Source organism: Pseudomonas sp. IT-P4, from assembly GCF_949767755.1.
GTDB classification, from domain to species: Bacteria; Pseudomonadota; Gammaproteobacteria; order Pseudomonadales; family Pseudomonadaceae; genus Aquipseudomonas; species Aquipseudomonas monachiensis.
In genome coordinates, this window is record NZ_CATKPX010000039.1 from 1 (window position 1) to 13,486 (window position 13,486).

Annotated in this window: 10 protein-coding genes; 1 reads left to right on the top strand and 9 read right to left on the bottom strand. The window is 61.0% G+C overall.

Annotation, left to right across the window (positions count from 1 at the left end; translation table 11 throughout):
• Positions 1 to 64 precede the first annotated feature (64 nt).
• Positions 65 to 1,411, bottom strand: coding sequence for a metalloprotease PmbA (pmbA, locus tag ACM6IT_RS17000; RefSeq protein WP_056728352.1), 1,347 nt, complete (start codon positions 1,409 to 1,411; stop codon positions 65 to 67).
• Between the two features lie 108 nt (positions 1,412 to 1,519).
• Between pmbA and yjgA the strand changes: the two genes are divergently transcribed.
• Complete coding sequence (gene yjgA, locus ACM6IT_RS17005) at positions 1,520 to 2,044, top strand: ribosome biogenesis factor YjgA (protein ID WP_056728351.1); 525 nt, start codon at positions 1,520 to 1,522, stop codon at positions 2,042 to 2,044.
• 124 nt (positions 2,045 to 2,168) lie between these two features.
• Here yjgA and tldD read toward each other — a convergent pair whose 3' ends face one another.
• From tldD to mreB, 8 genes are all read right to left on the bottom strand, one after another.
• On the bottom strand, positions 2,169 to 3,611 hold the full coding sequence (gene tldD / locus ACM6IT_RS17010; RefSeq protein ID WP_056728350.1) for a metalloprotease TldD: 1,443 nt from the start codon (positions 3,609 to 3,611) through the stop codon (positions 2,169 to 2,171).
• 12 nt (positions 3,612 to 3,623) lie between these two features.
• The gene (locus ACM6IT_RS17015; protein WP_056728349.1) at positions 3,624 to 4,478 is read right to left on the bottom strand and encodes a carbon-nitrogen hydrolase family protein; all 855 of its coding nucleotides are present in this window, start codon (positions 4,476 to 4,478) and stop codon (positions 3,624 to 3,626) included.
• 69 nt (positions 4,479 to 4,547) lie between these two features.
• Entirely contained in the window at positions 4,548 to 8,351 is a 3,804-nt protein-coding gene (locus ACM6IT_RS17020; RefSeq protein WP_414918391.1) for a YhdP family protein, read from the bottom strand.
• A 75-nt stretch (positions 8,352 to 8,426) separates the two neighbouring features.
• Positions 8,427 to 9,884 (bottom strand): ribonuclease G, encoded by a 1,458-nt coding sequence (rng, locus tag ACM6IT_RS17025; protein WP_056728345.1) that lies wholly within the window; start codon positions 9,882 to 9,884, stop codon positions 8,427 to 8,429.
• A 45-nt stretch (positions 9,885 to 9,929) separates the two neighbouring features.
• Positions 9,930 to 10,538, bottom strand: coding sequence for a Maf family protein (locus ACM6IT_RS17030; RefSeq protein ID WP_414918392.1), 609 nt, complete (start codon positions 10,536 to 10,538; stop codon positions 9,930 to 9,932).
• A gap of 32 nt (positions 10,539 to 10,570) precedes the next feature.
• Positions 10,571 to 11,062: a rod shape-determining protein MreD gene (mreD, locus tag ACM6IT_RS17035; RefSeq protein ID WP_007970244.1), complete on the bottom strand. Its 492-nt coding sequence runs from the start codon at positions 11,060 to 11,062 to the stop codon at positions 10,571 to 10,573.
• On the bottom strand, positions 11,062 to 12,183 hold the full coding sequence (gene mreC / locus ACM6IT_RS17040; protein WP_409078339.1) for a rod shape-determining protein MreC: 1,122 nt from the start codon (positions 12,181 to 12,183) through the stop codon (positions 11,062 to 11,064). The genes mreD and mreC overlap by 1 nt, the downstream gene beginning before the upstream one ends.
• Before the next feature lie 143 nt (positions 12,184 to 12,326).
• A complete protein-coding gene (mreB, locus tag ACM6IT_RS17045) occupies positions 12,327 to 13,364 on the bottom strand; it encodes a rod shape-determining protein MreB (RefSeq protein WP_002555108.1) in 1,038 nt (345 codons plus the stop codon).
• Positions 13,365 to 13,486 lie beyond the last annotated feature (122 nt).

Below are 13,486 nucleotides of genomic sequence, written 5' to 3' on the forward strand. Positions count from 1 at the left end.
GTAGTAATAAAAAAGGCGCGCCACCCAATGGGTGACGCGCCTTTTTTTGTACAGCGGCCGAGGCTTAGCTACCCGCCACCGTCATCCGCTCGATCAGCACCGAACCTGTGCGAATGTTGCTGCGCAATTCAAGATCGTTACCCACGGCCACGATTTGCTTGAACATGTCGCGCATGTTGCCGGCGATGGTCACTTCCTGCACCGCGAACTGGATTTCACCGTTCTCGACCCAGTAACCCGCTGCACCACGGGAGTAATCGCCGGTCACCATGTTGAGGCCCTGCCCCATCAATTCAGTCACCAGCAAGCCACGTCCCATGCGCCGCAGCAAGGCGGCCTGGTCTTCGTCGCCATGGGTGACGAACAGGTTGTGCACGCCGCCGGCGTTAGCCGTGCTCGGCATGCCGAGCTTGCGGCCGGAATAGGTGCCGAGGATATACGACACCAACTCGCCTTTTTCGACGAACGGTTTGGCGTAGGTTGCCAAACCATCACCGTCGAACGCTGCGCTGCCCATGGCACGCATCAGATGCGGACGCTCGTCGATGGTCAGCCACTCCGGAAACAGCTTCTGCCCGAGAGTGCCCTCAAGGAACGAAGACTTGCGATACAGGCTGCCGCCGGAAATCGCCGACAGGAAACTGCCGAATAGCCCTCCGGCCAACTCTGCGGAAAACAGCACCGGCACCTCGCAAGTCGGCACCGGACGCGCGCCCAGACGGCTCGCCGCCCTTTGCGCTGCGCGCTGACCGATGCTCACCGGGTCGGCGAGCAGATTGCCTTGGCGGTTCACGTCGTACCAGTAATCACGCTGCATCTGGCCATCGGCCTCGGCGATCATCACGCAGCTCAGGCTGTGGCGAGTCGATGCGTAACCGCCGATAAACCCGTGGCTATTGCCATAAACGCGGCAGCCCTGATGGGTACTGAGGGTGGTGCCGTCGGCGTTCTTGATCCGGCTGTCGGCGGCAAACGCCGCGGCTTCGCAGGCCAGGGCCTGTTCGATGGCTTGTTCCGGCGTGATGTCCCATTGGTGGAACAGGTCGAAATCCTGAATATCCCGCGCCATCAGCGCGGCATCCGCAAGACCCGAGGCTTCGTCTTCCGAGGTGTGCTTGGCGATGGCCAGTGCAGCGGCGACGGTTTCGCGAATCGCATCAGGGCCGCTGGCCGAAGTGCTGGCCGAGCCTTTGCGCTGACCGACGTACAAGGTGATGCCAAAACCCTGGTCGCGGTTGAATTCAACGGTTTCGACTTCACGCTGACGCACCGTGGTCGACAAACCCTGCTCCAGTGACACCGCCACTTCACAGGCACTGGCGCCCTGGCGTTTGGCTTCAGCGATGATCTGCTCGACTTGTTCCTGCAGTGCCGGCAACGCTTGTGGGCCGACGCTTTCAACTGCACTCATGCTGTTCTCCACTCAAATTCTGCTTTCGGTAACGGTCATCGAGCGACCGGGCCGGACAAGCGGCCCCCGACTGGTTATCATGGCGGCGTTTCTTTGCGGACGGCCACCATGGTTGATTCTTACGACGACTCCCTCGATACGGGAGAAAAAAGCAAATCCCAGGTAAAACGCGAGCTGCATGCTCTGGTTGACCTTGGCGAGCGCCTTACAACACTCAAGCCTGACTTGCTGGCAAAACTGCCCTTGACCGACGGAATGCGTCGGGCTCTGGCCGATGCGCCCAAGCACACCGCGAATATCGCGCGTAAACGGCACCTTCAGTTCATCGGTAAACTGATGCGCGATCAGGACACTGCCGCCATTCTGGTTCTGCTCGATCAACTCGATGCCTCCACCCGTCAATACAACGAACGCTTCCATAACCTGGAGCGCTGGCGTGATCGTCTGATTGCCGGCGACGATGCCGTTCTGGAAAAGTTCGTCGTCGATTACCCGGACGCGGACCGCCAGCAATTGCGTTCCCTGATCCGTCAGGCCCAGCATGAGGTTGCGCAAAACAAGCCTCCTGCTTCCAGCCGTAAAATCTTCAAGTACATCCGTGAGCTGGACGAGACTCAACGCGGTCTGCGCTGAGTAACGCCCTTCCCGTCCTGTAGGAGCTGCCGAAGGCTGCGATCTTTTGATCTTTCGCTCAGAACTCAATTGTCTGGGTAAAGATCGCAGCCTACGGCAGCTCCTACAGGGGATATCCCCGTCGTTATGCGCCCGTGCCACCCACGGTGATCGCATCAATCTTCAGCGTTGGCTGGCCGACACCCACCGGCACCGACTGCCCATCCTTGCCACACGTGCCCACGCCGCTGTCCAGCGACAGATCATTACCAACCATCGATACCTTGCTCATGGCTTCCGGCCCGTTGCCGATCAGGGTCGCGCCCTTGACCGGAGCGGTGATCTTGCCGTCCTCGATCAGGTACGCCTCACTGGTGGAGAACACGAACTTGCCGCTGGTGATGTCCACCTGACCGCCACCCAGGTTGGCGCAGTAGATGCCACGCTTCACCGAGGCGATGATTTCCGCCGGGTCGCTTTCGCCAGCGAGCATGTAGGTGTTGGTCATGCGCGGCATCGGCAAGTGCGCGTAGGATTCGCGACGACCGTTACCGGTGCGTGCCACGCCCATCAGGCGGGCGTTGAGCTTGTCCTGCATGTAGCCCTTGAGGACGCCGTTTTCGATCAGCGTGGTGCACTCGGTCGGCGTGCCTTCGTCGTCGACGCTCAACGAGCCACGGCGACCGGCCAGGGTGCCATCATCGACAATGGTGCACAGCTTCGACGCAACCATCTCGCCCATGCGCCCGCTATAAGCCGAACTGCCCTTGCGGTTGAAATCGCCTTCCAGGCCATGACCGACGGCTTCGTGCAGCAGTACGCCCGACCAGCCGGAACCGAGCACCACCGGCAAGGTACCGGCCGGGGCCGGAATGGCTTCCAGGTTGACCAGCGCCTGGCGCAACGCTTCACGGGCATAGCCCATGGCGCGGTCTTCGCCGAGGAAATAACGGTAATCGGTGCGACCGCCACCGCCATGACCGCCGCGCTCGCGACGGCCGTTCTGCTCGACGATCACGCTGACATTGAAACGCACCAGCGGGCGCACATCCGCCGCCAGACCGCCGTCAGTGGAAGCCACCAGAATCCGTTCCCACACACCGGCCATGCTCACGGTGACTTGCTGGATGCGAGGGTCGAGGGCGCGGGTCGCGGCATCGATTCGCTTGAGCAAATCGACTTTCTCGGCACGGGTCAGCACTTCCAGGGGATTGTCCGGCGCATACAACTGCGCGACATCCTGGCTGGTGAATGCCTGTACGGTGCCGTGCTGCCCGGCCCGGGAAATCGAACGGGCGGCCCGCGCCGCCGCGCCAAGGGCTTCCAGGGTGATGGCATTGCTGTAGGCAAAACCGGTTTTTTCACCCGATTGCGCGCGCACGCCCACACCTTGGTCGAGGTTGAAGCTGCCTTCCTTGACGATACCGTCTTCCAGCGCCCAGGACTCGGAGATCTGCCCCTGGAAATACAGGTCGGCCGCATCGATGCCCGGCCCGGCCAGGTCGCCGAGCACGCCTTGCAGGCTCTCGATCGTGACGCCACCGGGCGCCAGCAGGTGTTCACTGACTGAGGACAACAACTCGCTCATATGCTTTACGCCTTAAATTCGTCGTTCTGATGCAGGTCGCTGGGCGCCCTGCGAGAAAAAGCGCCGGTGACTGGACACCGGCATCCGCGCCCGGATGGACGCCTGTTCGCTGCTGTCGCGTTCGGCCAGCAGCACGGCCTCGCCTTGATCCTGTTGTGCCAGCACACGCCCCCACGGGTCGATGATGGCGGCATGGCCAAAGGTTTCCCGCGGCCCCGGATGCGTCCCACCCTGGGCGGCCGCGAGCACATAACATTGTGTCTCGATGGCCCGTGCGCGAATCAGCACATCCCAATGCGCCGCGCCGGTCACCGCCGTGAAGGCCGAAGGGGCGGTAATCAGTTCCGCGCCGGCCGCGCGCAATTCGCTGTACAACTCAGGGAAGCGCAAGTCGTAACAGACCGTCAGGCCAACCCGTCCAACCGGTGTGTCCGCCACGACGACCCCACTGCCATAAGCATAGTCATCGGATTCCCGATAACGGCCGCGATTGTCGGCCACGTCGACGTCGAACAGGTGCAGCTTGTCGTAGCGCGCCACCGTTTCACCCTGGTCATCGACCAGCAACGAACAGGCATGCACCTTGGCCGTCGGCTGATCGACCGGCGGCAACGGCAACGTGCCGGCTACAATCCATAACTTGAGGTCACGTGCGGTCTGTTTCAACCAGGGCAGGATCGGGCCTTCACCCAGTGCTTCGGCGCGCCCGATGTCGGCTATGTCACGCCGGCCCATGGCGGCGAAGTTTTCCGGCAATACCGCCAGTTTCGCGCCACCGTCGGCCGCTTGCTCGAGCAGCCGACGGGCCTGGGCCAGATTGGCCAGCACATCGCTCTGGCTGACCATTTGAATCACCGCTACGGACATGGCGCACTCCTGGAATCGTATGCGGCCATGCTACTCCATAGGCTTGCCGAGCGCCTTTTCAAAAGGATCTCAAAAAGCCTTGTCGAAGGTAATCTTCGGTTCTTTCCACGGCCCTTTGACGGTGTACTTCACACTGGCGAAACGGGAGACCCGGTCACCGATCAGCTTGTCGATCAGGAACAGCGCCCCGCCGACCGCGGGTGCGCCGACGATCAATGCGGCAATCGGCAGGTTATTGGTCACCGGCAAGGTCACCATCAGTTTCGCATCGATCTGATCGGCCACCATGTTCAGTGTGCCGTCGAGTTCAATGGTGCTCGACGGGCCCGTCAGCTGGATCGGCTTACGGGTGACATACACACCATCGGTCCCGACCAGCAGCCCCTTGACCCGGTCATAACTCAGGCCTTTGCCGAACAGGTCGGAGAAGTCCAGGCGCAGGCGCCGGCCGATGGAGTTGAAGTTGAGCAAGCCAAATACCCGCAGCGCCTGGGCACTGCCTTCAACCTCGACGAACTGCCCCTCATTGAGCGTCGCATCGAGCGTGCCGGAAAAACGCTTGGTCGCCACCCAGGCCGGTGAGCCGGGCCAGCGGCCATCAACGTCCATATAGAAGTCCTGGCTGGTGACGCTCGGCGCAAACCCCCAGCCCTTGAGCACGTCTGCAAGGTTCTTGCCGCTGATGCGGCCCTTGTACCAACTGTTGCTGGCACCCGGCACGCCTTCCCAGCCGCCGCTGCCCACCAACAGAATGCCCTTGAGGCCCAGGTCCAGGGAGTTGAACACGATGCCCTTGGGCGTTGGACGAATCTTCAGCGACCAGCCCCCCACCAGATCCTGGCCCTGGAATAGCTGATTGATGGTGATGTCCATCGCGGGGATTTTCGTCGGGTCCACCGACGCCAGCGGATCCGGTGAGTTTTCATCGGCCAGCACGGTCGGGTCCGGCGCGGGCAGGCGCACGGTTTGAAGATTGATCGCGATTGGCGTGGCCTTCGAATCGGGAAGGTTGGCACTGCCCTTGATCTGCTGGCTGTCCAGTTGCAGCGCCCAGGCAGAAGGCTTGCGCACCAGCTGGATCGAGGCCTGATCGAGGGTAGTGCCGATACCGCTGAGCTTGTCGACCTTGAAATCCGCGCCACTGAGCAATTGCCTGGCGCTGCCTCCGGGGTCTTGTCCGGCGTACCTGTCCACCAGATCCTTCCACGGGCCAACGTCCAACTCCGACAGCACGCCCCGTATCCGCAGGCCTTTGGTGCCAGGCAACACGGCTTCGCCGCCACCGAGGGACAATTCCCCGCGACCATCGGCGAAATTGCTGGCTGGGGCCGCGAACGTGAAACTCGCCAGATCCCCGTAGTTGACCCAATAGCGTCGCTCGTCGCCCTGCAACGTCATGCGGAACGTCGTGTCGCGCCCAGCCTCGGAAGTCATGCCGAACGGTGCAGGCAAATCGACGGCCACGCCCTTGAGGCTGGAATTGACCATCAACTGGCTGTCGGCGCCGTCCAGGGTCAGTTGCAGTTGATACGGGATCACGCCGCTCACCGGCAGAGGCTGGGTCACCTTCAGCCAGTCGGTCAGTCTCCTGACCTCGACCTGCCCTGTCGCGGACACCCGGGTTTTGAGCCTGCCCGGGCTGCCATCGGCATAAATCCGTGCGGTGACGGGCTTGTCGAACGCCCGGGCATTGATGTTGTGCCCGCTCAGGCCTTCGTCGCTGTCGAAACGGAAATCACCTTTGAGCTGGCTCAGTTCCAGCGCAGGTTCGGCCAGTTTCAAGCGTGCCCTGGCGGTCTTGAAGTCGACGAGGATCTTCGGTTCCTCGCCTTTTGCCAAGGGAATATCCAGCTTCAACTTGCCTTGCAGGTCACCCTCGCCTTCCCAGCCGGCAAAGGTCGGCCCGGTGCCGATCGGCGCTTCCTGGAGGATTTTCAGGCCATCGCCCAAACCGCCGGCAAATCCGCCATCGAGGAACAAATGAACGTTCTGCCCGGTCGGCACATGGGGAATGTTGACGTAGATATCGTTGACCTGCGTATCGAGCAACTGGCCCGTGCTGGCCAGAATCCGCACGCCGCTGTCTTCGACAAACACATCGCCGCTGACCTTGCTGACATGGGGCCAGCCCGGCTGGAAGGCCAGTTCGGCATCGTGAACCTTGAAGAACAGGCTGATGCTGCGATCAACGTCCGCGGCACCGTGGCTGAGCGAGCCTTGATACTGGAAGAAGCCCTGATCCACCGCGCCCTTGAGAATCGCAGTGCGCAGCCATTCGTCCAGCGCCGGGCTGAGGACGGTCGGCAAGTACTTGGCGGTGTAGCGACCGTCGCCGTCCACCATGCCGACCCGCAGGTCCATGTAGTCTTCCCGGGTGTGATCGAAATGCAGGCGAATCAGGAAGTCGCCGGCGATCTTGCCTTCCTCGCCCAGCACTTTCAGATACGGCGCGATCAGGGTGAAACTTTCTTTATCGAGCTTCCAGGTCAACCGCGCATTGGCCTGAATGTACTGCCATGGCTTGGCGAATATCGGGTCCAGGTGCAGCATGAAATCCTTGCTATCCATGCGCAGTTCACCTTGCCCCAGGTCACCGCTGATGCTGCCGCTGACATTTCGTGCCGCCGGCGCACCGTGATAGGCGTCGAAGCCTACCTGGTCGAGGTTGGCGGCAAACCCGAACTTGCTGTCGTCGGTGGCATTGGGGCGGAAGTCGACCAGCACGTTACGCAGGCCACCCGTGACTTTTAACCGCTCGACGAGCGTGGCGAAATCTTTCGGGAACGGCGCCAGGGCGTTAAGCAGCGGGGTCAGCGGAGTGAGATCAACCCGGTCGGCTTGCAGGTGCCAGAGTTCTTCGGTTTTATTAGTGGCGGCGTTTTGCGTGAGCTGCAGATGCGTTTCCCAGCGGGTCTCGCCGAAGTTCATCGCCAGGGAGTCCAGAGTCACCGACGCGCCTTTGGCACTGCGCTGGAAGTAACCATTGAGCGCCAGGTTATTGATCTGGATCGGCTTGCGCTCGGCATAGGCGCCCTTGAGTTGTGGCGCGTTCAAGCGCACCGCAGCGCTTTGCAAGGTGCCTTTGCCCCAGGTCACCCACAGCTCGCCGCCGGCCTTGATCTCGGAAAAATTCCACTGTTGGGTCAGACGTTCAGGCAACCACTTCGACCAGTCGCTTTGCGGCAGGCTCAGGTAGACCTCGGCTTCACCGTCCTTCCATTGACTGGCTCGAATACGGGTACGCAGGCTCATGGCCACCGGTTGCCCGTCAGGCAGGGTCAGCCGTGCGTCGAGCCGCTGCCGTGACGCCCCGACCTTCAGATTCAGGCCGACGTAAGTCAGGGTCAGCGGCGATTCGCCAAACGGCTGCAAGGTTACCTGGCTGTCGAGCACCGACAGTTGCTGGATCATCTGCATGCGATTGAGCAGTTGCTCCGGATCGGCGGGCTGGTCCTGCTTCACCGGCAGACCTTCCAGCGCCCATTGACCGTCTTCGGCTTGCTTGAGGTTGATCTTCAGACCGCTGAATTCCAGATGAGCGATGCGTACCTGACGGGCCAACAGGCTGGCCCAAAGGTCCGGTACCGCGCGCACCTGATCCAGGCGCAAGGCATTGGCGCCCTCGCCGACTGTCACGTCGCGGGCCATTAATATGGGGGCGAATCCACTCCAGTTGCCTTCGAGTTCGCCGATTTGCAACGGCATGCCCAAGGCATCGCTGGCTTTGGTCTCGATGTCGGCACGGTACTCGGCGACTAACGGCGTCAGCTCCCGGCCAAGGCTGACGTAGAGCGCCATCAACACCAAAACCAACGCGCACAGGCCCAGCCCCCAGCGGGTCAGAACAGCCAAAATGCGTGTCAGACGATCCATGTCAGGTGGCTCCCATGGCAAAAGTTTTGCAAAAAGCTGAGGCCAGCCCTTCTCGAACAATCAAGACGAAACGCTTCAGAGCAGCACCACGTCGTATTGTTCCTGGGAATACATGGTTTCGACCTGAAAGCGGATGGTGCGCCCGATAAATCCTTCGAGCTCGGCGACGTTACCCGACTCTTCGTCGAGCAGGCGGTCCACCACTTTCTGGTTTGCCAATACACGATAGCCTTCCGCCTGATAGGCGCGAGCCTCACGCAGGATTTCGCGGAAGATTTCGTAGCAAACGGTTTCCGGGGTCTTGAGCTTGCCCCGCCCCTGACAGGCATTGCACGGTTCGCACAGCACTTGCTCAAGGCTTTCGCGGGTGCGCTTGCGGGTCATCTGCACCAGGCCCAGTTCGGTGATACCGATGATGTTGGTCTTGGCGTGATCGCGCTCCAGTTGCTTTTCGAGCGTGCGCAACACCTGGCGCTGGTGCTCTTCATCTTCCATGTCGATGAAGTCGATGATGATGATTCCGCCCAGGTTACGCAGACGCAATTGACGGGCGATGGCCGTCGCGGCTTCGAGGTTGGTCTTGAAGATGGTCTCTTCGAGATTGCGATGGCCGACAAATGCCCCTGTGTTGACGTCGATGGTACTCATGGCTTCCGCCGGATCGACCACCAGATAACCGCCGGACTTGAGCGGGACCTTGCGCTCGAGCGCCTTCTGGATTTCGTCTTCGACGCCATACAGGTCGAAAATCGGACGCTCACCCGGGTAATGCTCCAGGCGGTCAGCAATCTCGGGCATCAGTTCGGCGACGAATTGCGTGGTTTTCTGGAAGGTTTCCCGGGAGTCGATGCGGATCTTCTCGATTTTCGGGCTCACCAGGTCACGCAGAGTGCGCAGCGCCAGACCGAGGTCTTCGTAGATCACGCTAGGCGCACTGATCGTTTTGATCTGGGCGTTGATCTGATCCCAGAGACGGCGCAGATAACGGATGTCCATGAGGATTTCATCGGCGCCGGCACCTTCGGCTGCCGTGCGCAGGATGAAACCGCCGGCCTCCTTGATCCCTTCCTTGGCCACGCAGTCGGTGACCACCTGCTTGAGGCGGTCGCGCTCGGCTTCGTCTTCGATCTTCAGGGAAATGCCGACGTGAGCGGTGCGCGGCATGTACACCAGGTAACGCGAAGGAATCGAGAGCTGGGTGGTCAGGCGTGCGCCCTTGGAACCGATCGGATCCTTGGTCACTTGCACCACCAGGCTCTGGCCTTCGTGCACCAGAGCACTGATGCTTTCGACCGCCGGGCCTTCGCGCAGGGAAATTTCCGACGCATGAATGAACGCGGCACGGTCCAGGCCGATATCGACGAATGCCGCCTGCATTCCCGGCAATACCCGCACGACTTTGCCTTTATAGATGTTGCCGACGATCCCGCGCTTTTGCGTACGCTCGACGTGGACCTCTTGCAGGACACCGTTTTCGACCACCGCCACGCGCGATTCCATCGGCGTGATGTTGATCAGAATCTCTTCACTCATGGCAGGGTCTCGTTCAGGCATGTTCACGATAATGGCCGCATCTGTTCAAAACGTTGCTTGGTGTGCGTTCCGGGGTTGCCAACAGGGTATGTCGAAATGGCCGAGCAGTTCCGCGGTTTCGCAAAGCGGCAGTCCGACCACCGCTGAATAACTTCCATCGAGCCCGGCGACAAACACCGCACCCAGTCCTTGAATGCCATAACCGCCCGCCTTGTCCTGTGGTTCGCCGCTGGCCCAGTAGGCCACGGCTTCTTCACGACTGATATCCCGAAAACGCACGCGGCTGGTGACAACCCGGGATTCGCAACGTTCGCCATCGAGCACGGCAATCGCGGTCAGCACTTCATGCTCACACCCTGACAGCATCATCAGCATGGCGCACGCATCCGCCTGATCAACCGGTTTGCCGAGAATTTTTCCATCGAGCACCACGGCGGTATCGGCACCGAGCACACAGAACGGTTCGTCAGACACGACGCTGCCGCGCCCGGCCTCGGCCTTGCCGCGCGCCAGACGCTCGACATAGGCCGACGGGGATTCTTGAGCTAAAGGAGTTTCATCGATATCCGCACTGACGGCGCAGAACGGAACGCCGATCTGCGTGAGCAGTTCACGTCGACGCGGCGAACCAGAGGCGAGGTACAACCGTTTCATCAAGACCTCTCCCTGTCCAATGCCTGAGCGAATTAATTGATTTTGTAGCGTCGACGCAGTCCGCGCAAACCGAAACTGATCCAGGGCCAGAGCAGCGCACTGACCAGTGCCGGCAGCACCAGCGCCAGCGTCGGCTGACGATTGCCGGTCAAGGCACTGAGCCACAGTTGTACAAGCTGGGCGAGGCCGAAGATCACCAGGATCACCAGGCTCTGCTGCCACATCGGGAACATCCGCAGGCGTTGCTGCAGCGCCAGCACCAAATAGGTGATGAGCGTCAGGATCAAGGCATTCTGCCCCAGCAAGGTACCGTAGAGCACGTCTTCAGCCAGCCCCAGGCAAAACGCCGTCACCATCCCGACGGTCTGCGGCAGGTTCAACGCCCAGAATGCCAGCAACAAGGCCAGCCACAACGGACGCAGGATTTCCATGAATTGCGGCAGAGGTGAAACACTCAGCAGCAGGCCGACGGCAAACGTCAGCCAGACTATCCAGCCGTTTCGGGATGCTTTTACACCGCCCATTATTCTCTCCCCACTGGAGTGGCCGGCGCGGACACTGGCGGTTTGGCCGCAGGCTTCGCGGCAGCGGGTTGCGCCGCCGGCGGTTTAGCTGCCGCAGGCTTGGCTGGCGTGGTCGCTGGCTTGGCTGGCGCGGTGGCCGCAGGCGCCGCCGTGGCAGGAATCGCCGGTGCGGCAGCCGGTGCAGCGGGGGCCGCAGGGCTGGCCAGTTTCGGAACCGTCGCCGGAATGGTCGGCCCACCGCCCTGTGCATCCAGGCTTTCCTGAGCCTGGGCGGCAGCGTTGACGCGCTCTTCGGCGGTCCGGTTGTCGCTGAACACCAGCAGCAGGTAACGGCTACGGTTCAAGGCGGCGGTTGGAACGGCGCGGACAATGGCAAACGGCTGGCCGGAATCGTGAATCACTTCCTTGACCGTCGCCACCGGATAACCCGCCGGGAAACGCTGACCGAGGCCGGAGCTGACCAGCAAGTCGCCTTCCTTGATGTCGGCGGTATCGGCCACATGCCGCAACTCGAGACGCTCCGGGTTGCCGGTGCCGCTGGCGATCGCTCGCAAACCGTTACGGTTCACCTGCACCGGAATGCTGTGGGTGGTATCGGTCAGCAGCAAGACGCGGGAGGTGTAGGGCATCAACTCGACCACCTGCCCCATCAGGCCACGGGCATCGAGTACCGGCTGACCGAGGACCACGCCGTCGCGCTCACCTTTATTGATGATGATGCGATGGGTAAAGGGGTTGGGGTCCATGCCGATCAACTCGGCCACTTCGACCTTCTCATTGACCAGTGCCGAAGAGTTGAGCAACTCGCGCAGCCGAACGTTCTGCTCGGTCAGGGCGGCCAGCTTCTGCATGCGCCCCTGCAACAGCAGGTTTTCAGTCTTGAGTTTTTCATTTTCGGCGACGAGTTCGGTCCGGCTGCCAAACTGACTGGCAACGCCTTCCCACAGTCGTCCGGGCAGGTCGGTGATCCAGTAGGCGTCCATCAGCACCAGCGACATCTGGCTGCGTGCAGGCTTGAGCAGACTGAAACGGGCATCGACCACCATCAGCGCGACCGATAGCACGACCAGCACCAACAGGCGCACGCCCAGTGAAGGGCCCTTGGTGAAAAGCGGTTTAATAAGCCGCTCCTCCCAGGCAAATGTTCTGTTTATTCATACGGCAGCAATCCGGCCTGGATGCAGACTGACAGAAGATAAACGCGAACAGGCAGCACTGCAAAGTGCCGCCTGCGCGCTCAACAGCATAGAGGCAATCCGGCGACTTATTCGCTGGAAAGCAGGTCCATGGTGTGTTTATCCATCATTTCCAATGCACGGCCACCGCCGCGAGCAACGCAGGTCAGCGGGTCTTCGGCAACGATCACCGGCAGACCAGTCTCCTGGGCCAGCAATTTGTCCAGGTCACGCAGCAAGGCGCCACCACCGGTCAGTACCAGGCCACGCTCGGCGATGTCGGAAGCCAGTTCCGGCGGCGATTGCTCCAGGGCGCTTTTCACCGCCTGAACGATGGTCGCCAGGGACTCTTGCAGAGCTTCCAGCACTTCGTTGGAGTTCAGGGTAAATGCCCGTGGAACGCCTTCGGCCAGGTTACGGCCGCGGACGTCGACTTCGCGAACTTCGCCGCCCGGGTAGGCGGTACCGATTTCCTGTTTGATACGTTCGGCGGTGGACTCACCGATCAGGCTGCCGTAGTTGCGACGCACGTAGGTGATGATCGCTTCGTCGAAGCGGTCGCCGCCAACGCGCACGGATTCGGCGTAAACCACACCGTTCAGGGAGATCAGTGCGATTTCAGTGGTACCGCCACCGATATCCACGACCATCGAACCGCGAGCTTCTTCTACCGGCAGGCCGGCACCGATCGCAGCAGCCATTGGCTCTTCGATCAGGAACACTTCACGGGCACCGGCACCGAGGGCCGATTCACGGATTGCACGACGCTCAACCTGGGTGGATTTGCACGGAACGCAGATCAACACGCGAGGGCTAGGCTGCAGGAAGCTGTTTTCGTGAACCTTGTTGATGAAGTACTGCAGCATTTTTTCGCACACGCTGAAGTCGGCGATCACGCCGTCCTTCATCGGACGAATGGCAGCAATGTTGCCCGGCGTACGGCCCAGCATGCGCTTGGCTTCGGTGCCGACAGCAACGACACTTTTCTGGTTACCGTGTGTCCGAATGGCCACAACCGATGGCTCATTCAGGACGATACCGCGCTCGCGCACGTAAATAAGGGTGTTGGCAGTGCCCAGGTCAATGGAAAGATCGCTGGAAAACATGCCACGCAGTTTCTTGAACATGGGAAAGGGACCCTAGGCAACGCGTGGGTAAAAAAGTGCGGCAAACTCTAACAACGACAGGGATTTTGGGCAAGGCGCCAATATGTTAAATTGGCCGCTTTTCTGTGCACCAAGCCCCACAA